This is a genomic window from Lysinibacillus sp. COL-1 (assembly GCF_059814265.1).
In genome coordinates this window covers 496677-515617 of the sequence record NZ_JCAWSJ010000003.1, presented here as the reverse complement: position 1 = coordinate 515617, position 18941 = coordinate 496677, and the positions used below count along the sequence as shown (strand labels likewise).

The following is an 18941-nucleotide window of genomic DNA, read 5'->3' as shown; positions in this document are numbered from 1 at the left end:
CTCAGATAAGGACTCTTTTTTTCATTAGTTGAAAAGAGTATAATGTAACGTGGAAATAATCAATTTTTCTATGGGGGGCAATACCAATGAATCTACAAACTTTGGAGAAAAGTCTTTATGATTTAATTACTGAAACATCTACGAATTTACCTAAGGATGTACGTCGTGCTATTAAAAAAGCAAAAGAAGCTGAGAATGCTGGTACACGTGCTGCAATGAGCTTAGACACAATTGCAAATAATATTATTATGGCAGAAGATAATGTGTCACCAATTTGTCAGGATACAGGGCTACCAACTTTCAAAATTTATACACCTGTTGGCGTAAACCAATTAGAAATTAAAGCTGCAATCAAAAAAGCAATCAATGATACAACAGCAGATGCTAAATTACGTCCAAACGCGGTAGATTCTTTAACTGGTGCAAACAGTGGGAATAACCTTGGTGATGGTTTACCAGTTATGAAATTCGAACAATGGGAAAAAGATTACATTACAATTAAATTAATTCTAAAAGGCGGCGGCTGTGAAAATAAAAACATTCAGTACAGCTTACCATGCGAATTAGAAGGTCTTGGTCGTGCAGGTCGTGACTTAGACGGTATTCGTAAATGTATTTTACACTCTGTGTACCAAGCACAAGGTCAGGGCTGTTCAGCTGGTTTCATCGGTGTAGGCATTGGTGGAGATCGTTCTTCTGGCTACGATTTAGCAAAAGAACAATTATTCCGCCATGTTGAAGATACAAACCCAAATTCAGATCTTGCAAAATTAGAAGAGTATGTTGTCAAAACAGCTAATACATTCGGTATTGGTACAATGGGCTTCGGTGGTGAAGCAACATTACTAGGCTGTAAAATTGGGGTGATGCACCGTATCCCTGCTTCCTTCTATGTATCAGTAGCTTATAACTGCTGGGCTTACCGTCGTATGGCTGTGGACATCGATCCACAAACAGGCGAAATTATGAATTGGCACTACCAAGAAGGTGAAAAAATCACGTTCAAAGAAGATGAAGTAGCTGCTACAACAGAAGATACAACTACAAATCTAGTAGAGCTTACTGCACCAATTACGGAAGAACAAATTCGCTCACTAAAAGTGGGAGATGTCGTTTCTATTACTGGTCGTATGTATACTGGCCGTGACGCTATCCACCACCATTTAATGAGCCACGATGCACCAGTGGACTTAAATGGACAAGTTATTTATCACTGCGGACCTGTAATGGCAAAAGATGAGGAAGGCCACTGGACAGTAAAAGCAGCTGGACCAACTACTTCTATTCGTGAGGAGCCTTACCAAGGTGATATTATGAAAAAATTCGGTATCCGTGCTGTGATTGGTAAAGGTGGAATGGGACCAAAAACATTAAAAGCTCTAAATGAACATGGTGGCGTTTACTTAAATGCAATCGGTGGAGCAGCCCAATACTATGCAGACTGCATTAAAGGTGTTGACGGCGTTGATTTAATGGAATTTGGTATTCCAGAAGCTATGTGGCACTTAAATGTAGAAAACTTTACAGCAGTTGTAACAATGGACTCACATGGTAACTCTCTACATGCAGATGTCGATAAATCATCATTAGATAAACTTGCTTTGCATGCAGAAAGAGTTTTCTAATTAAATAAACGGTAGTAGTCATCCATTTGATTGCACCATTTTGTAAGGCACAGAATATTCCTAGTGAATAGACTGTGCTTTTTTTATTTAAAATCCCCTATCATCATCACCCTATGGTCAAAGTAAATATCCTTCAAACTTCCTACTTTATTTTTATAAATTCCTTTGTTATAATAATTCTAAATAAAAGAGATGGTAATTGAAATCCATTTTCAATTAAAAACTTTAATAAATATTAATTTATAAAGGTTTTGATATTGATTTTCATTATCAGGAGGGATATAGATGGAATACTCTAATCGAGAAAATATAAATTTAATTGAGAAAACAAAAGAACATGCTGAATTGATCGCTGCATTGATGGCGGGCATTTTCATCTTACTTGCATGGCGTTTAGATACGAGCGGACAAACAACTGCTTCAGTTCTACTATATTTAATTGCATTTTTTGTAGGTGGATTCGCAAAAGCAAAAGAGGGCATTGAAGAAACGATTGAAGATCGAAAATTAAATGTAGAGCTATTGATGGTATTAGCCGCCATTGGTTCTGCAGCAATCGGCTATTGGACAGAGGGAGCTATTCTTATTTTCATTTTCGCAGTAAGTGGTGCACTTGAAACATATGCAATGAATAAAAGTCATCGTGAAATATCAGCACTTATGAATTTACAGCCAGAAGAAGCTTGGTTAGTGCGTGGCGGATTTGAACCTATGAAAGTGTCCGTGTCCACGTTAAATATCGGCGATCATTTATTAATTAAACCAGGTGAACGCATTCCAGCAGATGGTATTATTTTCAAAGGACAGTCTTCTATTGATGAATCGGCTATTAGTGGAGAGCCGCTGCCTGTCTCAAAAATCGAAGGTGACGAAGTATTTGCAGGCACAGTAAATTTAAATGGTGCTATTACGATGGAAATGACCAAAGCAAATTCAGAAACACTTTTCCAAAAAATTATACAACTTGTCCAAAGTGCGCAAAGTGAAAAATCTCCCTCACAACAATTCATCGAAAAATTTGAGGGGTCTTATGTAAAATTTGTGTTATTAGGTGTTGCCTTAATGATGTTCCTTCCCCACTTTTTACTCGGCTGGGATTGGACAACGACATTTTACCGAGCAATGGTGTTATTGGTGGTTGCATCCCCTTGTGCACTCGTAGCATCAATTATGCCTGCAACACTAGCAGCCATCTCAAATGGTGCAAAAAATGGTGTGCTTTTTAAAGGCGGCTTACATTTAGAGCATCTCAGTGTTTTACGTGCTTTAGCTGTCGATAAAACAGGTACTTTAACACAGGGGAAACCAGTTGTTACAGATTTTATTGTCCGAGAAGGCGTAGATCGTAATCTAGCTTTAGCAAAGCTTGCAGGGATTGAATCGCAATCCAATCACCCACTAGCTCAAGCCATTACCACATACGCTAAAGCAGAAGGAATTAACACATTACCACAGGCAACAATCGAGGATATTCCTGGTTGGGGTATAAAAGGGACGATCCACAATGAGGAGTATCAAGTAGGGAAACCTGAGTTTGTTGGTACTCAGCTTGCCAATGACTTTGCAAATAGTGCAGCTACAAAACTTGCCGCAGAAGGGAAAACAGTTATTTTTATTCGGGATCAGCATGGTATTGTTGCCTTAACAGCTCTAAAAGATACTGTACGCAGCGAAGCTAAAAAGGCTGTAGCTCTATTAAAAGATCTCGGTATTCAAGTAGTAATGCTCACAGGTGACAATGAAAAAACAGCCAAAGTCATTGCAAAGGAAGCTGGCGTTACCGAATATGTAGCAGAATGTCTACCTGAAACAAAAGTTACTGAAATGAAACGCCTACTTACACAACATCAATTTGTTGGAATGGTCGGCGACGGTATTAACGATGCCCCTGCATTAGCTACGGCAACTACTGGCATTGCGATGGGTGAAGGAACAGACGTTGCATTAGAAACAGCGGATGTTGTGTTAATGAAAAATGATTTATCCAAAATTGCTTATGCTGTGCGCTTATCTCGTAAAATGCAGCGTATTGTAAAACAAAATATCTTCTTCTCTATCGGTGTTATTGTTTTATTAATCGCCTCTAACTTTTTACAAGTAGTCGACCTACCTTTAGGTGTAATCGGACATGAAGGTAGTACAATTCTAGTTATTTTAAACGGTTTACGCATGCTCAATAAAAATATCTAATGACAAAGCCTCGCCTTTCTCATAAAGAAAAGCGAGGCTCATTTTGTTTTATTGTTATTTCCTTACTCATGAAGTTCTTTTTGTAGTGCCCTTTTTTGCATGGTAGCATTTAATACCCCACCAAAGATGATAATAATCCCCGTAAAGTATAACCAGAGCATTAAAATAATGACACCACCGATACTACCATATGTAGCAGAATAATTTGCAAAATTATTAATATAGAAAGAGAAACCATATGTGACTGCTAACCAGGCAAGTGTCGCAAACATCGCCCCTGGCCATACACCCATTATTTTTAAACGCGGGCTTGTATTTGGAACGACCCAGTAGATTCCCATTAAAACGATAAAAATAAGTAAAGGTGGTATTGACCATCTTAATTTGTGCCAAATAGATTCAAATTGCTCCTCAATTCCAACGATTGAAAATAGGAAATGCCCTATTTGCTGACCAAAAACTGGTAGTAAGAGAGCGACAGCCATCACAATTACAAGAGCGATTGTAAAAACCAGTGACAACCCTCTATCCAATATGCCAGCTCTCCCCTCTGTATCATAGGCTTTATTTAAAGCTCGAATAAGCGCATTAATACCTTTCGATGCAGACCAAATTGTACCGAGAACCCCGATGGACAATAAACTACTATTTCGATTTGTTAAAATCTCATTCAGCGTATTTTCAATCAGCTTATACACTTCATCTGGTAAGATATTCACTAAAAATGAATAGACCTGTGTCGTTTCTAAATTTAGATACGGTAATAGCGTCACTAAGAAAATAAGTAAGGGGAAGAACGATAGTAAAAAGAAATAAGCCAATTGTGCAGCAAGCGCAGATATTTCAACTCGCTTTAGCCGACTTATTAAATCTTGAACAAAGCCTTTGGATGTCATCACGTCAATCGATTCCTCCTCAGGAGAGACAAACGACTTTACGAACCCAAAAGCATTTTGCATTGTTGCTTTTTTTCCTTCCATATAATTCCTCCTAAAGCTTCCTTTACTCTTTTTCAGGTAAAGTAAAGGCTGATTTCGTGTCCTCAATCATCCCTTGTATTGTGGAAGGTAATTCTTTAAATTCATCAACCTTCTCAGCAATCGTGTTAACATTATCAGACACGCTTTCACAAAGCACTTTTGCTGCCAGCACTTTTTCCTCCACTAGCACCTGTAGTTCTTCACGATTTGATGCATAATATGTGATGGCTTCCTTCATTTTTTTAGTTGTAGCAATTGTTGTTTCACGCGTTGTACCATCGAGCATACTTAATGCAGCACCAACTGCTGCTCCTGCTACGATTGAAGCTAATAATTTACTCTGACCCATATTTATAACCCCCTGCTTGTGTATTTGCATATTCCCTATTATTTCATAAATAAACAGCTTCCTGCACTTATTCTACCCAATAACAGTCTATTTTTAAAGCAATGCTCAAATACGGAGTTGACATTTTTTTTATTCAATGAAATGATATGTGCGAGGATTATGAAAGGTAGGGTAAAAAATGGATTTATCAGTTCCGTCTAAGGAAAACGTAGTGTATATGGTGGATCAAATGAAGGACAAGCTACGCATGGTGAATGTTGATGCAATGAAATCAGAACATTTCGATGAAGCTAATTATGAAGATTTAGTGTATTTATATGAGATGGTGATGAAAAGAGAAACATTTAGCCCAAGTGAAATGCAAGCGATTGTTGCTGAATTGGGGTCTTTACGTAAGTAAAGTAAATAAAAGCTATTAGCATATGACGATTGGTCAGCCGCTAATAGCTTTTTATTATTGTGTATTTTTTGCTTCTGAACCATCTTCGGTAACCAATGGCTGAATAAGCACTTCTACACGTCGGTTCTGTGCACGACCTTCTGCTGTATCGTTTGGAGCAATCGCTCGGTTTTCACCATAGCCTTTCGCACTAAAGTTCTCAGACTTTAATTGTGAATTACTATCTAATAATACCATGTAAAAATTAGACGCACGCATTAATGATAACTCCAAGTTTGATGAGAAGTTAGGGCCAGCTGGCACATTATCTGTATGACCTGTAATAACAATATTACGAGGTGGATTAGACACTAATACATCCGCAAGCTCTTTTGCAATTGGAATATATTCTGGTTTAATCGTTGCTTTACCAGGATCAAATAAAATACTATCACGGATAGTTACAAGCAATCCCTCATCTGTCATTTCAGTTGCAAATTGACCTTCCATCTCATTAACTGCAATAAAGTTGTCCACACTATCTTTAATAGCTGCTAGCTCTTGTTGATCCTTTAAATAGGCCGAATTTTGCTGTGGCGTTTGGTCGCTATCTGCATTCGGGCTTGGTACTGGTGCAGGCTGCTCTAGAAAGCTTGTTCCACCGTCAAATACTTGACTAAATACCGCCGACATTCTCTCTAACTTTTCTTGATCAACTGAACTTGAGGCAAATAAAATAATAAACACAGCTAAGAGCAAAGTTAAAATATCTGCGTATGGAACTAACCAAGATTCATCAATATGTTCATCATGCTTTTTTTTCTTAGCTTTCTTTGCCAAGGCCACCCGCCCCGCTTTCACCAGAAATTTGACGACGTTCTTCCATCGTTAAGTATGATGATAGTTTCTGTTCAATTACACGTGGAGCCTCCCCTTCTAATACTGAAAGGATACCCTCAATCATCATTCTCTTTTGTTTTACTTCTAAAGCAGACTTACGCTTTAACTTGTTCGCAAATGGGTGCCATAAAACATAACCTGTAAAGATACCGAGTAATGTAGCCATGAAAGCAGCCGAAATAGCATGTCCAAGCTTTTCGATATCGTTCATATCAGCCAATGCGGCGATTAACCCTACTACTGCACCAAGAACCCCTAAAGTTGGTGCATATGTACCTGCTTGCGTAAAAATAGCAGACCCACTAGCATGACGCTCTTCCATTGCTTCCACTTCTTCCGTTAGTACATCACGGATGTAGTCAGCATTTTGACCATCAATTGCTAATGTAAGACCATTTTTTAAAAATGGATCTTCAATTTCAGAAGCCTTGCTTTCAAGTGCTAATAGTCCTTCACGACGAGCTAAGTCAGCCCATTGTGAAAACATTTTAATAATTTCTATATCATTCGCTAATTTCGTTTCTTTAAAAAGAATTTTAAATAGCTTCGGTACGCGCTTTAACTCTTGCATTGGAAAGGCAATTGTTACTGCTGAAATAGTACCAAAAATGATAATTAGAATGGCTGCAGGGTTATAAAATGCACTTAAGCTTACACCCTTCATCACCATCCCCGTTAATAGTGCTACTAAGGCAAGTATTAACCCTATAATCGACGATTTATCCATCCTAGAACCTCCAAATCTACTATTACTGTTATTTTCGTCTGTTTTTCCATATTTTAAATATATATATTCCTAGTATAAATGTATTTCACTTATTTTTCGATGTAATTAATGCTTTTTATTCACATTTCGACCATTTTTGATTATATTGAATTAAGAATATTACACTAAACTGTCTTATATCGAAAGGGGATATGAATTTGTTATTATCATTTAACACAAAATTACTAAAATATGCCGAATTAGCTGTGAAAGTAGGAGTAAATATCCAAAAAGGTCATTATCTTTATATAAGCTGTTCGACTGATAACCTAAAATTGGCGCAAATAATTACCAAAATAGCTTATAAAAATGGTGCAAAACAGGTATTTGTCGATTTATCGGATGACGAGCTTGTACGTGCTCGTTATGAGGGAGCACCAAAAGACTCATTTGATTTCTTCCCGCCATGGAAAGTGCAAGAGCGTGAATGGTTGGTTGAACACGGAGCCGCTTTCTTAAGCATTAGCTCACAAAATCCAGATTTACTAAAAGGTATAGAGCGTGACAGAATCATGGCCTTCCAAAAAGCATCTGGTAAAGCATTAGCAAACTATTATCAATCGCTACAGTCTGATAAATTTAGTTGGTCAGTTATCGCTGCTCCATCTAAAGCCTGGGCAGCAAAAGTATTCCCTCACTTACAAGAGGAACAACAAATGGATGCATTATGGGAAGCCATCTTTGCAGCGACACGTATTGACGTTGAACATTCTATAGAAGCTTGGCATGCTCACGATCAGGAATTACATAGCAAAGCTGATTATTTAAATGGGAAGCAATATAAGTCGCTCCACTATACTGCTCCAGGCACTGACCTAACTATTGAGTTACCTACACATCATGTGTGGACAGGTGGCAGTAGTATTAATACACAGGGCCAAGCATTTATGGCCAATATGCCTACAGAAGAAATTTTTACAGCCCCTTTAAAAACAGGTGTTAATGGGTATGTTTCCAGTACTAAGCCATTAAGCTACGGAGGCAATATTATCGATCATTTCACTTTAACATTTAAGGATGGTCGTATCATTGACGTGAAGGCAGAGCAAGGACAAGAAATTTTAGCTTCCCTTATTGAAACAGATGGGGGTGCTCATTATCTTGGTGAAATAGCATTAGTTCCACATCAATCACCTATTTCACAATCTAATTTATTATTTTACAATACATTATTCGATGAAAATGCCTCGAATCATTTAGCCATTGGCAGTGCCTACGCATTTTGCATTGAGGGTGGTAAAGAAATGACTTCTGAGGAATTAAGTGCACATGGTCTTAACCAAAGCTTGACACATGTAGACTTTATGATTGGATCGGATAAGATGAATATAGATGGAATTACTCATGATGATCAAATAGACCCAATATTCCGCGATGGAAATTGGGCAATCTAAATAATCCATTCCTACTAATAGTATTCTAGGCTAAGTATGTTAAGGTTGTCATAAATTATCCTTAGATTTTCCTAGTAACCTATTGTATAATTGTTTTAGGGAAGTTTAGTAGATCATTTAAGTAGAGAGGAGCTCTAATAATGTTCATTACAACTGTTCTTGGCTTTTCAGCAGTTTTATTAATTTCAACGGGATTCTTCATCCACTACCTACAAGTTGGTTTAGATAGCAAGTCTTCAGTAACTGTAGATCCAAAGCCAAACGAAGAATATTAATGTATAAAAAAACAGCTACTGCAATGGTAGCTGTTTTTTTATCACTTACAAGTTATTTTCATCTATTAAAGCGTAGGAAACTGCTTCTTTATTGTAAAAATTATCTGAAAAAAGTCTTTATTGTTTGCATATTGAACGTTTTGCTCTAAAATATTTTTGTAAGGAAGGGAGCAATATTCATGACAATGTTACAAGATATTTTAGAGTTTAATAAAGAGTTTGTACAAGAAAAGAAATATGAACCATTCATCACTACAAAATATCCTGATAAACGTATTGTTGTTTTATCTTGTATGGATACTCGTCTTGTAGAGCTTTTACCAAAAGCTATGAATTTGCGGAATGGCGATGTAAAAATAGTGAAAAGTGCTGGCGCATTAGTGAGCCATCCTTTCGGTGCAGTTATGCGTAGTTTATTAGTGGCTGTCTATGGCCTACAAGCTGATGAAGTGTATGTCGTTGGACATTATGACTGCGGAATGAGTGCAGTTGACCCTGATGCTATGCTTAGTGAAATGGTGACAAGGGGTATTGATCCAGAAACAATCAAAATGTTGGAATATTCTGGTTTTGATTTAAAAGAATTTTTACGTGGTTTCGGTGACGTAGCAACAAGTGTTAAGAAAAGTGTCGATACGATTCGTAATCACCCATTAATGGTGAAAGACGTTCCTGTTCATGGTTTAATCATTGATCCGAATACAGGTCATCTTGATTTAATTGAAGACGGTAGCAAATAATAGCTAATAAAAAACAAGTGCCCATCTCTCGTGAAGGATAGGCACTTGTTTTTCTATTCATCCTCTAAACGCGCATACATATAGTGATCTACCCATCGGCCATTAATATACAGTAGCCTCCTTAGCAGACCCTCTTGTTGAAATCCAGCCTTCTCTAATACGCGCATAGAGGGGTTATTTTGTGTAGAGACATATGCCTCTACACGGTGTAAACCAATTTGATCGAATGCGAATCTCACCACCATATTTACAGCCTCTGTGACGATTCCCTTGCCTACATAGATTTCATCCATCGCATAGCCAACAAATGCACTTGAGTACGGTAAGCGTTTTACAGCATAAAGTGCAATATGCCCTATTAGATTATTTGTTCCATGCTCAAAAATACCAAAAGTAAATTCTCGTTTTGACTCCATTAAATAGAGACTCTCTTGAATTTTTTTATATTGAGCATCAACTGTATAATATTCAGGTTTTTGTAGTGGCTCGTATACAGACCAAAAGTATTTATTGCGGCTTACGAGACCCGATAAACTTCGTGCATCTTTTTCTTGGAATGTGCGGATGTAGCATTTTTCCCCCTTTATCGTTACCACATTCCCACCCTTTTTTCTTAATAAATTCCAAATTTTAAGCACCATTTCTCCACACTAGCCTTCCAATAAATATCAGTACATTTCTCATTCTCTGTTCACATTGGCTACAATCTAATGATTGTAAACCCTAGTTTTATTTCATTGTATGTAAAAAAAGATGCTGCTACAACTAAAACAGCTCATGTCTTATTGTTACAGCAGCACCATTTTATTATTTTGTTTTTTGTTCTTGCTTTTTCTCATTTATTATTTCTAAACTGGATGAATCAGCATCCTCTAGCTGTCCATTAGCTAATACATTTGTTAGATGAAGACCACGTTTTTGAGCCTCACGTTCAATATGTGCAATTGTTTCTTGAAGCACCTGAACACGCGCATGTTTTTTATCGTCTCCAGCAACTAAAATCCATGGAGCATCCTTTTTATCTGTCTTGTCAAACATTGCATTCGCCGCTTCAATATATTGTGGTGATTTTTCTCGATTCCGCCAATCCTCGTCTGTTAGCTTCCAAGATTTATAAGGGTTTTCTTCACGTTCTTTAAAGCGTTTTAATTGCTCTTCATCTGAAACATGTAGCCAGAACTTAATAATTATGTAATCTCCCGCAGTTAAAATTTTCTCGAAATTATTAATTTCTTCATACGCACGAGACCATTCATCCTTTGTTGCAAAGCCTTCGATACGCTCTACTAGTACACGTCCATACCATGAGCGGTCGAAAATAGCGATTTGTCCATGCTGCGGTAGTTTTCTCCAGAATCTTTGTAAATAGTTATAGCGTAATTCATGTGGCTGTGGAGCTGAGATAGGGTGTACCACATAACCGCGCGGATCTACACGTTCAATCAATCGTTTGATCGCGCCACCTTTACCAGCAGCATCCATTCCTTCAAATACTAAGATTAAACCTATTTTGTTTTTTAGTAAAAACTGCTGTGCATTTAACATTTCATATTGGAGTACTTTTAATTTCTTTTTATACATCTTTTTATCTAGTTCAATGGATAGGTCTAGGTTTTTCAAATTTTGTGCCATGAAACTTCACTCCTTTTGGTTGGATATTCTTATTGTACTAAAGAAATATATGGATGCCTATTGAGATGGTAAATTGTAGATATTACGAGCAAAACAACACGATACATTGTTGAAAGTTTCCGTTATAATAAAAATAGTGACAGCACTATACTTATTTGTCTTTTCCCTATAAAATCTAACACGAAGGGAGAGGAAAACATGCCTCGGTTTATCTTGATGACAATTTCTTATCTTGTCTCACTCATCCTAACCTTTTCATCCTTTTTCGTGAATATCAACGGTCAATCTATGCTAGAAATCGCTAATCGCTTTTCTGTAGTATTTGCACCAGTTAGTGTAAGTCATGTAATTTGGATTCTTATTTATTTTTTACTCGGTTATTGGTTAGTTATGAATATCAGAAAGACAACTATGAAACAGTCTGCGCTTTTTAGCTGCATAAATATATTGCAAGCATTGATGATATACGTATGGCATCATGAGTTATTTATTGTTTCACTTGGCATTACATTACTCTTAGTCTTGTATTTATTTATGTTGTATAATACGTACCCTCTTCATGACAAAGCAATGTCAGGTCGTATTCCTTTCTCCATTTATTTTGCATGGATGACATTTATTTTTATTACAAATATCAGTTTTACGTTAACGGCTTATGGTTGGAACGGCTTTGGTCTTAGTACGCCTCTTTGGGCAGTAATTTTGCTGACATTAGGTGGAGCACTTGCGCTACATATCCGTTTCCATCACTTTGATATTTTGTTTCCTAGTGTTTTTATTTGGGCTTATATAGGAATCGCCTTACATAATGGTTTTGATGAGCTACTTGTCACTACAGCCGCCTTCTTTTTATGCGGTGTTCTCTTTGTTGGTATTTTATTTATTAAAAAAAATCCTGCCTACCAAAAATAAATTGGTAAGCAGGATTTTTCATTTCATTGCATTCTAGTCTTCGTCTAATGATGTTAGGATAATCGGTTTATCTTTTGTTACAATGACTGAATGTTCAATTTGAGCTACAAGTGATTTATCAGGTGTAATGAATGTCCAACCATCACCAGCTTCTACAATATGCTCTGCCTTCGCTGAGATAAACGGCTCAACCGCAAGCACCATACCTTCTTTCATAATTGTAGAATCCCATGCATCATAGTAATTTAAAATGTGATTCGGCTCATCATGTAAAGATTGACCTAAGCCATGACCAGTTAAATTCATAATAACAGTTAAGCCATTAGCATTCGCCTCACGTTCAACTGCCTTACCAATTTGATTTAATTTAGACCCAGCCTTTACCTTTGTCATTGCTCGATCAAAGGCGCTTTTGGCAACGCGACATAGCTTTTCTTTGTCCTCATAGCCATCACCAACCACAAATGAAATACCAGTGTCAGCAAAGTAACCATTTAATGAACCAGAAACATCGATATTTACAATATCCCCTTCTTGAATAACACGTTTTCCGGGGATACCATGCGCCACTTCTTCATTGACACTAATACATGTATACCCTGGGAAATCATATTCTCCCTTTGGACCAGATATCGCGCCAGCCTCTGCAAACATACGGCCAGCAATTTCATCTAGCTCCAATGTTGTAACACCTGGTTTTGTGGCAGCTTTCATCGCTTCACGAATTTCAGCACAAATGCGTCCTATTTTTTTAAAAGCTTCAATCTCTTCTTGCGTTTTTACAATCATGTATAACGTCCCTTTCATCTAATATCTATACTTTAATATAACATAACTTGTTATGCGTATAACGATAAACGCTTTAAATATTGTATGCTTCCTTACTTTGCGAAGTGCGCAAAGAGTTATTTGCGACAAAAAAGCCCCTTCACAAATGTGAGGGGCATGTTTTATGCTTTTCTTTGCATTAATTGTGGAGCAGCTGTGAATAAAAGAACGCCTACAATTGCCGTTAAAATAGTTGCTGGTAGCATATATGTACCATTATAGATGATGGAATAGATCCATGCATTTTGATCGCCAGCATATTCTGCAAAAAATACAGCGCCAGCCATCGTGTGGGCTGCATATCGTAAGAAGCCCGCAAGCACCGTACCTAATATAATGTAAAGTGCCATTTTTGTTTTGTTGGCATTTTTGGCAGCCGCCAACACGGGTCCACGCACAACCGCCGCTAATCCTACAACTGTGAAAGCAACACCATAATCAAGGAATCCTTGTAGCCAGTGCACAATCGTAGCACCAAACATGGTTTGCATTACACCTACGAGTAATCCAGTTGTTAGCCCAGCTACTAAGCCCCAGCGAAATGCTATTAACATAATAGGTACCATGACTAGACTAACAGAACCACCTTGTGCCCATACTTTAAAGGAAACCTGATCAAGCACAAGAGCGATTGCTGCAAATATCGCAATCTCCACAAGCATTAATAGTCTTTTTTTGTCCATATATATTCTCTCCTTTGTTCCGATGTAGGATACAAGAGCAGGAATAGAAATGCGCTGATATGTCTCTTTCTGACACCTTTTTATTCCCTCAAGAATGAAAAAACGATGCCAGGACAGAGCCTCACATCGTACTAGTGTCGGTTTCTATCCACATCCCTACGCAAGCGTTAACTTACAGGTTCAAAGAGTCAAGGCATTACGTGCCCAGTCTCAGCTGACATCATCAGCTCCCCTTGTGGTCGTTACATCTGAATTTATTTGAACATTCTCATTGTACGCAAAGGATAGAAGGATTACAACCTCTTCCATATATTATTTTTTTGAAACTTTGCTGTTTTTCATGCGTAAATATTAAAAAAGGAGGTACAACTATGGAGAACCAAAAAATTTTATCTGCCTTTAGTTATTTAAGTATTTTCTTCGCCCCTTTTATCGTCCCATTAATTGTGTACATTATTACGAAAGATAGTGACGTAAAAAGACATTCAATTCGTGCACTTATCTCTCATTTAATTCCTTTTGTTTTCGGCATTCTGTTCTTTATTGTCTTTGTTTTTTCTACATTTAATTTGGATCCAACGTCCGGCAATAATACGATGTTGATTATTTGGTTCGTTTCGTTTGCCATTTATGCCATCGTCTCACTAGGAATTGTAATATGGAATATTATTCAAGCTGTTCGTGTTATTCGTTAATGTTTCATTTTTAAGCGAAACAGGTAGTAGTAATTGTAAAAGGAGCTGTTTTTGAATGAAAGTATCAAATGTTGTGAAAACCGCCGTAAAATTAGCACCTATTGTTATTCCTATCGTGAAAAAAGTAATGGCTGCAAAAAAAGGGACAACACCTACAGCCACCCCTCGAAAAAAATAAACAGCAGGCGTATTCCCTTGTTTTGGAAATACGCCTTTTATTTATTTCACTTCAAAGTGGGTTTGACTATGTCCATTCAATGTTTTTTCTACATGTAAGACCGCTGGCATCGCTGATTTTAATTCAGGCACATGAGAAATCACGCCAATCATACGACCAGAATCCTGTAAAGCAATTAATGTATCAATTGCTTTATTCAAAGATTCCTCATCAAGCGAGCCAAAGCCCTCATCAATAAACATGGTTTCAATATGAATATTCCCTTGGAAGCTTTGAATGACATCTGCCATTCCTAAAGCAAGACTTAAGGAAGCATTAAATTTTTCGCCACCGGATAATGTTTTCACATCACGTAATTGATCCGTATAGGCATCATATACATCAAGCCCAAGCCCACTTTGCTTCGCATGCTTTTCTAGTCTATCAGAACGTCTAAGCTCAAATTGACCATTTGATAAGTGATAAAGACGAATATTAGCGGCATCGGTAATTTGGTCTAAGTAATTAATTTGAATGTATCGCTCAAAGGACAGCTTTTTCGAATTTTGTCCGTTTAATAATCCATAGAGTTCCTTTACTCGACCAGCTTCTTGTTCAAGTAACTGAAGCTCTCTCGCTGTTTCTTCTACTTTTTTTATAAAGTCTTGGCATGCTTGTGCAAAACCATTCATCTGTTGCAAACGTTTAAATGCTTCCTCATACGCCGTACGAAGTTGTTCTACTTTTGCTTCCATCACCACTAAATCTTGCTTCTCTTTCCCTTGAAGATACATAGCCCCTTCAGTTATTTGGATTTTCAGGGTGTGTACCTGTAAAGCATAGTCACTGCATACTTTGCGAAGTGCCTCCAATTGGCTCGCACTCCGTTTGGCAGCTGCGTATTCCTCATAGCTGTCAAAGCCGATTTCCTGCATGCTTGCTGAAAATTGCTGCCGCTTTTCATTCATTTTGAGTTGTAATTCCTCAAAAGATTGTTTGGCGATTTCTACAGTTAGTTTTGCATTACTTGTCTCTTCTTTTACGACATGCAAATTTTCTTGACTCTCTTGCCATGTTTTTTGCAAATCCATTTTCTGTTTACTAACATCCGTAAGTTGTTGCTTTAATTGCTGTAATGTTGGTAAATTGGCTGGCATCTGCTTGAGCTGTTCTTCTACAACCGCTTGTAATCTTGTCCATTCTTTCATGTGCTCAGCTAAATATTGCTCTAATTCCATCTTTTTATTTCTAAGCTGCTCTATTCTATCACGTTGATGCTTTAGCTTTAATCGCATATCTGCTAGTTGATGATGGACAACTTTTAAGCTCGCAATCTCTTGCTCTGTCTTGTGTAAAGTAGCGATGAGCTGTGCTTGGTCTTCTTGTTTAATATGCTGTGCTTCTAGCTGCTGATATGTATCTTGAAGAAGCTGTTGCGTAGATGACAAAAGTGCTGCCTTCTCTAGATACATACGCTCGTCTGAAGAAGCCTTCACTCTTAACGTTTCCACTTGAGCAAGTTCAATAACTTCCAGTTGCTCTTTATGTGTTTTCTCGTGAGTCATACTGCCACAAACAGGGCAGGGCTCCCCTTCCTTTAGCTGTTCCGCTAAAATACTAGCCTGACTTGTCAGCCACCGTTGCTGCAATAATAGAAAGGCCTTTTTACTTTCTTGATAGTGAATGTCTGAGGCAGCTACGTCCTGCTGTGCTAACTCTACGGCACTTTTATATTTCTCAGCTTGTTTGACTAAAGCTACCTGTTCACGTAGTTTCGGTAACTGTTCTAAGTAGCTTTCATATGGCTCAACCTGTTTTTCATAGCCTTCCATCGTTTGAGAAAATTGCTGCAATTGCTCTTGTTCTTTTTCCAATAACGTCAGGTTATCAGCCACCGCCATTTTTGCTGTTTCAACATACTGCTCAGCTATTTGCAGCTGCTGCACGTTGTTTTCATAGGCCTCGAATTTAGGCAATGACGCTAATAATTGCAATTCCTGCTGCAAAATTTGTTGACGCTCAGGCTCTTTCGCCTCTTCTACCCTATATTTTTCTTGGGCTCGCTGCAGTTGCTCTTCTGTTTGCTGATGCTTAACTTGTGCTTGCTGAAAAGCTTGTTCCTTTACATTAAGTTCAGCACGTAAATCAATGCATTGTTGTTCAAGTAGCACAAGTCGCTCTGCTTGTTCTGCTAAAACAATCTCCTGCTCCTTCGCGCTATATGAGTCCTGCTCTTGTAACAGCATTTGTAGTCGCTGCTGTCGATTCGCTTGCTCATCAAATTGCTCATTCAGTGTTTTAGCTAATCGATAATATTCTTGTTCTTTTTGATGAAGGCTATAAGCTTCTTCATATTGTAGCTGTTCATCCTCAATACATTTTGTATAGTAAATAATCTCCTCATCAAGTGCCTGCTTTAGTTGATGTAAATTTTCCGTTTTGTCAGCAATTAATGTGAATAACGCTGATGAACGTTGTGGTAAGACACCGTCAATTTGACCAAGTAAATGTTCTTTTAATTGTTTGGCACGTTGTAGATCACTCTCTGCCTCTTTTCGTTTAGCATCAAGCTTTTTCGTCATGACACCAAAGCGGTCTGTTTTAAAGATTTTCCGCAAAATAACTTCTTTGTTTGTAGAATCTGAGGTTAATAGCTTGCGAAATTCACCTTGAGGTAGCATCACAATTTGGCTAAATTGATCTTTTGTGAGACCTATTATTTCCTGCAATTTTTTATCGACTTCAAGCGTTTGCTGCTTCTCTACAATGCTATAATCAAGCTTTCCCTCTTTTACTTCAGCTAACTCTATTTTCTTCCCAGTAATCGTTTTATTTTTTTCTTTAATATGACCGGGCTGTCGTATTATTTGATAGACCCTTCCATGCATTTCAAACATGAGCTCTACAGCTGTATAAATATCATCATGAGCAAAGCCACTTCGCAGTAAAGCCGTATCCTGACGATCCTCACCACTGCCTGATCCGTAAAGGGCATAACAAATGGCATCAAAAATGGTTGTTTTTCCAGCACCGGTTTTACCAGAAATAGCAAACAATCGATGTTCCCCTAGTTCTTGAAAATCAATTACTTCAGTGTCTTTATAGGGACCAAATGCAGTAATCGTTAACTTTAATGGCTTCATTTTACTGTCTCTCGCTCCTCATCTAATAATTCCTGTAACATCTCTGTGAAAAGGCGTTCCGTATCTTCATCTGGCTGAATACCGATAATATCGGTAAAGAAAGAACGGAATAAATCAATATCCTCTAGTTTTTCCGTTTCTACAACTTGTAGCTCACGCGACACCTCTTGTCGTAATACCTTACGTTCCACATGCATAGCGTGCGGAAACACACTGCGAATGCGTTCCATCGGCGAAGACACCGAAGTTGTATCCGTCAATCTGACAAATACATAATCATCACTTGGTGTGAGCTTTAATAAATCCTCTAATTGACCTTCTACTACTCGTAAATCTCTTCTTGGCACAAGCTTTCTTTTAGTTACTGTGCTATTACCATGCTCATCTAAATCAATGATTAAAAAGCCTTTTTCATGTAAATGCTCAGATAACGAATATTTTAATGGAGAGCCTGCATAGCGAATGGTTTCATTTAAGACAAAATGTGCCTTATGTAGATGCCCAAGTGCTGTATAATGAAAGGGTTTAAATAAAGCTGCACTCACACAATCTGAGCCTCCTATGGAAAGCGGTCGCTCTGAATCACTTGTATTCGCTTCTTCCTCACCATACTTCGTTACAAAAGCATGTCCAACAAAAACATGACGTTTGCTTGAATCCATTTCTGGCGTGATATACTCAATTATTTTTTGCATGGCATCTTGATGAGAGCGGATTGCCTCTTCTTCAAAGATGCTGCGAATAGAAGCCGGCTCTGCATACGGTACAAGATGGAAATGCACTTCGCCATGCTCATCATTCAAAACAATAGGTGCATGATTTTTTGTAAATTGACCCTTGATATATAAACCGCTATCACTCATTAAACGACTACCGAAATTCAGTCGACCTGCACTATCATGATTTCCCGCCACCGCTAAAACAGGAATCTTCTTCTCTAATACAATTTTTGCTACTACATCATTTAGTAAATTGACTGCCTCTATAGGAGGCATCGAACGGTCATATAGATCACCTGCTATGACAATTACATCTGGTTTTTCCTCATCTATCGCTTGTATAAATTGTTCGAGAATATACTGTTGATCTTCTGTCATATAGACACCTTGAACAAGTTTTCCTAAGTGCCAATCTGCTGTATGAAATATTTTCATTGTTGTACCTCCTAGTCTTCTTTCTATTTTAGCATGACTATTCCCTCTCTAGTGCTCTCTAGCAGTTTAGTAGTTCTATCCAATATTGGCTTTCATAGAAAAAAAGCATCTTATTGGGTAAGATGCCTTTGCTAACGAT

At 37.8% G+C, this 18941-nt stretch carries 19 protein-coding genes and 1 riboswitch; of the genes, 9 read left to right on the top strand and 10 right to left on the bottom strand.

The genetic code is table 11. From position 1 onward, the window contains the following. Positions 1-86 precede the first annotated feature (86 nt). Complete coding sequence (locus AC6BKE_RS06850) at positions 87-1625, top strand: fumarate hydratase (protein ID WP_036123075.1); 1539 nt, start codon at positions 87-89, stop codon at positions 1623-1625. Between the two features lie 285 nt (positions 1626-1910). Further along, entirely contained in the window at positions 1911-3815 is a 1905-nt protein-coding gene (locus AC6BKE_RS06845) for a heavy metal translocating P-type ATPase (protein ID WP_089934593.1), read from the top strand. 62 nt (positions 3816-3877) lie between these two features. Here AC6BKE_RS06845 and AC6BKE_RS06840 read toward each other — a convergent pair whose 3' ends face one another. Both AC6BKE_RS06840 and AC6BKE_RS06835 read right to left on the bottom strand, forming a co-directional pair. Continuing rightward, positions 3878-4795, bottom strand: coding sequence for a YihY/virulence factor BrkB family protein (locus tag AC6BKE_RS06840; protein WP_036123312.1), 918 nt, complete (start codon positions 4793-4795; stop codon positions 3878-3880). Positions 4796-4817: 22 nt separating this feature from the next. Beyond that, positions 4818-5144 carry a YtxH domain-containing protein gene (locus tag AC6BKE_RS06835; protein WP_499856258.1) on the bottom strand — a complete coding sequence of 109 codons (327 nt, stop codon included), beginning with the start codon at positions 5142-5144 and terminating at the stop codon, positions 4818-4820. A 178-nt stretch (positions 5145-5322) separates the two neighbouring features. On the opposite strand from AC6BKE_RS06835, the gene AC6BKE_RS06830 reads away from it, so the two are divergent. Then, positions 5323-5544, top strand: coding sequence for a DUF1128 domain-containing protein (locus AC6BKE_RS06830; RefSeq protein WP_036123318.1), 222 nt, complete (start codon positions 5323-5325; stop codon positions 5542-5544). A 54-nt stretch (positions 5545-5598) separates the two neighbouring features. On the opposite strand, the gene motB is transcribed toward AC6BKE_RS06830, so the two are convergent. Both motB and motA read right to left on the bottom strand, forming a co-directional pair. Beyond that, complete coding sequence (gene motB / locus AC6BKE_RS06825) at positions 5599-6363, bottom strand: flagellar motor protein MotB (protein WP_036123321.1); 765 nt, start codon at positions 6361-6363, stop codon at positions 5599-5601. Next, positions 6347-7150 (bottom strand): flagellar motor stator protein MotA, encoded by an 804-nt coding sequence (gene motA, locus AC6BKE_RS06820; RefSeq protein ID WP_036123322.1) that lies wholly within the window; start codon positions 7148-7150, stop codon positions 6347-6349. Before motA ends, motB begins: the two co-directional genes overlap by 17 nt. A 191-nt stretch (positions 7151-7341) precedes the next feature. Between motA and AC6BKE_RS06815 the strand changes: the two genes are divergently transcribed. From AC6BKE_RS06815 to AC6BKE_RS06805, 3 genes are all read left to right on the top strand, one after another. After that, positions 7342-8583 carry an aminopeptidase gene (locus AC6BKE_RS06815; protein WP_499856256.1) on the top strand — a complete coding sequence of 414 codons (1242 nt, stop codon included), beginning with the start codon at positions 7342-7344 and terminating at the stop codon, positions 8581-8583. 140 nt (positions 8584-8723) lie between these two features. Further along, entirely contained in the window at positions 8724-8858 is a 135-nt protein-coding gene (locus tag AC6BKE_RS06810; protein ID WP_255358791.1) for a hypothetical protein, read from the top strand. A gap of 179 nt (positions 8859-9037) precedes the next feature. Further along, on the top strand, positions 9038-9598 hold the full coding sequence (locus tag AC6BKE_RS06805; RefSeq protein WP_036123327.1) for a beta-class carbonic anhydrase: 561 nt from the start codon (positions 9038-9040) through the stop codon (positions 9596-9598). 53 nt (positions 9599-9651) lie between these two features. Here the strand turns inward: AC6BKE_RS06805 and AC6BKE_RS06800 are convergent, their stop codons facing one another. Together AC6BKE_RS06800 and AC6BKE_RS06795 are read right to left on the bottom strand one after the other, a co-directional pair. After that, positions 9652-10239 (bottom strand): GNAT family N-acetyltransferase, encoded by a 588-nt coding sequence (locus AC6BKE_RS06800; protein WP_051891670.1) that lies wholly within the window; start codon positions 10237-10239, stop codon positions 9652-9654. A 166-nt stretch (positions 10240-10405) separates the two neighbouring features. After that, the gene (locus AC6BKE_RS06795) at positions 10406-11230 is read right to left on the bottom strand and encodes a polyphosphate kinase 2 family protein (RefSeq protein ID WP_036123330.1); all 825 of its coding nucleotides are present in this window, start codon (positions 11228-11230) and stop codon (positions 10406-10408) included. Between the two features lie 198 nt (positions 11231-11428). On the opposite strand from AC6BKE_RS06795, the gene AC6BKE_RS06790 reads away from it, so the two are divergent. Further along, positions 11429-12142, top strand: a complete 714-nt coding sequence (locus tag AC6BKE_RS06790; protein ID WP_499856255.1) for a TspO-related membrane protein — start codon at positions 11429-11431, stop codon at positions 12140-12142. Positions 12143-12175: 33 nt separating this feature from the next. On the opposite strand, the gene map is transcribed toward AC6BKE_RS06790, so the two are convergent. Beyond that, on the bottom strand, positions 12176-12931 hold the full coding sequence (gene map, locus AC6BKE_RS06785; protein ID WP_499856253.1) for a type I methionyl aminopeptidase: 756 nt from the start codon (positions 12929-12931) through the stop codon (positions 12176-12178). A 161-nt stretch (positions 12932-13092) separates the two neighbouring features. Beyond that, the gene (gene thiT / locus AC6BKE_RS06780) at positions 13093-13653 is read right to left on the bottom strand and encodes an energy-coupled thiamine transporter ThiT (RefSeq protein ID WP_058843704.1); all 561 of its coding nucleotides are present in this window, start codon (positions 13651-13653) and stop codon (positions 13093-13095) included. 136 nt (positions 13654-13789) lie between these two features. Further along, positions 13790-13897, bottom strand: a riboswitch (TPP riboswitch). A 127-nt stretch (positions 13898-14024) separates the two neighbouring features. Between thiT and AC6BKE_RS06775 the strand changes: the two genes are divergently transcribed. Both AC6BKE_RS06775 and yxzF read left to right on the top strand, forming a co-directional pair. Then, a complete protein-coding gene (locus AC6BKE_RS06775; protein WP_036123342.1) occupies positions 14025-14348 on the top strand; it encodes a magnetosome magnetite crystal formation protein family in 324 nt (107 codons plus the stop codon). 55 nt (positions 14349-14403) lie between these two features. Further along, the gene (gene yxzF / locus AC6BKE_RS06770) at positions 14404-14526 is read left to right on the top strand and encodes a small protein YxzF (RefSeq protein WP_255358792.1); all 123 of its coding nucleotides are present in this window, start codon (positions 14404-14406) and stop codon (positions 14524-14526) included. Between the two features lie 41 nt (positions 14527-14567). Here yxzF and AC6BKE_RS06765 read toward each other — a convergent pair whose 3' ends face one another. Both AC6BKE_RS06765 and AC6BKE_RS06760 read right to left on the bottom strand, forming a co-directional pair. After that, positions 14568-17648, bottom strand: a complete 3081-nt coding sequence (locus AC6BKE_RS06765) for an AAA family ATPase (protein WP_499856251.1) — start codon at positions 17646-17648, stop codon at positions 14568-14570. Beyond that, a complete protein-coding gene (locus AC6BKE_RS06760; RefSeq protein ID WP_499856249.1) occupies positions 17645-18802 on the bottom strand; it encodes an exonuclease SbcCD subunit D in 1158 nt (385 codons plus the stop codon). Before AC6BKE_RS06760 ends, AC6BKE_RS06765 begins: the two co-directional genes overlap by 4 nt. Positions 18803-18941 lie beyond the last annotated feature (139 nt).

Bases quoted from the DNA above. Each gene is read 5' to 3' on its own strand.
- AC6BKE_RS06815 (WP_499856256.1), top strand. From the start codon at position 7,342: ATGAATTTGTTATTATCATTTAACACAAAATTACTAAAATATGCCGAA.
- AC6BKE_RS06775 (WP_036123342.1), top strand. From the start codon at position 14,025: ATGGAGAACCAAAAAATTTTATCTGCCTTTAGTTATTTAAGTATTTTC.
- AC6BKE_RS06800 (WP_051891670.1), bottom strand. From the start codon at position 10,239: ATGGTGCTTAAAATTTGGAATTTATTAAGAAAAAAGGGTGGGAATGTG.
- AC6BKE_RS06795 (WP_036123330.1), bottom strand. From the start codon at position 11,230: ATGGCACAAAATTTGAAAAACCTAGACCTATCCATTGAACTAGATAAA.
- AC6BKE_RS06805 (WP_036123327.1), top strand. From the start codon at position 9,038: ATGACAATGTTACAAGATATTTTAGAGTTTAATAAAGAGTTTGTACAA.
- yxzF (WP_255358792.1), top strand. From the start codon at position 14,404: ATGAAAGTATCAAATGTTGTGAAAACCGCCGTAAAATTAGCACCTATT.
- AC6BKE_RS06840 (WP_036123312.1), bottom strand. From the start codon at position 4,795: ATGGAAGGAAAAAAAGCAACAATGCAAAATGCTTTTGGGTTCGTAAAG.
- motA (WP_036123322.1), bottom strand. From the start codon at position 7,150: ATGGATAAATCGTCGATTATAGGGTTAATACTTGCCTTAGTAGCACTA.
- AC6BKE_RS06850 (WP_036123075.1), top strand. From the start codon at position 87: ATGAATCTACAAACTTTGGAGAAAAGTCTTTATGATTTAATTACTGAA.
- thiT (WP_058843704.1), bottom strand. From the start codon at position 13,653: ATGGACAAAAAAAGACTATTAATGCTTGTGGAGATTGCGATATTTGCA.
- AC6BKE_RS06760 (WP_499856249.1), bottom strand. From the start codon at position 18,802: ATGAAAATATTTCATACAGCAGATTGGCACTTAGGAAAACTTGTTCAA.
- AC6BKE_RS06765 (WP_499856251.1), bottom strand. From the start codon at position 17,648: ATGAAGCCATTAAAGTTAACGATTACTGCATTTGGTCCCTATAAAGAC.
- AC6BKE_RS06835 (WP_499856258.1), bottom strand. From the start codon at position 5,144: ATGGGTCAGAGTAAATTATTAGCTTCAATCGTAGCAGGAGCAGCAGTT.
- AC6BKE_RS06790 (WP_499856255.1), top strand. From the start codon at position 11,429: ATGCCTCGGTTTATCTTGATGACAATTTCTTATCTTGTCTCACTCATC.
- map (WP_499856253.1), bottom strand. From the start codon at position 12,931: ATGATTGTAAAAACGCAAGAAGAGATTGAAGCTTTTAAAAAAATAGGA.
- AC6BKE_RS06810 (WP_255358791.1), top strand. From the start codon at position 8,724: ATGTTCATTACAACTGTTCTTGGCTTTTCAGCAGTTTTATTAATTTCA.
- AC6BKE_RS06830 (WP_036123318.1), top strand. From the start codon at position 5,323: ATGGATTTATCAGTTCCGTCTAAGGAAAACGTAGTGTATATGGTGGAT.
- AC6BKE_RS06845 (WP_089934593.1), top strand. From the start codon at position 1,911: ATGGAATACTCTAATCGAGAAAATATAAATTTAATTGAGAAAACAAAA.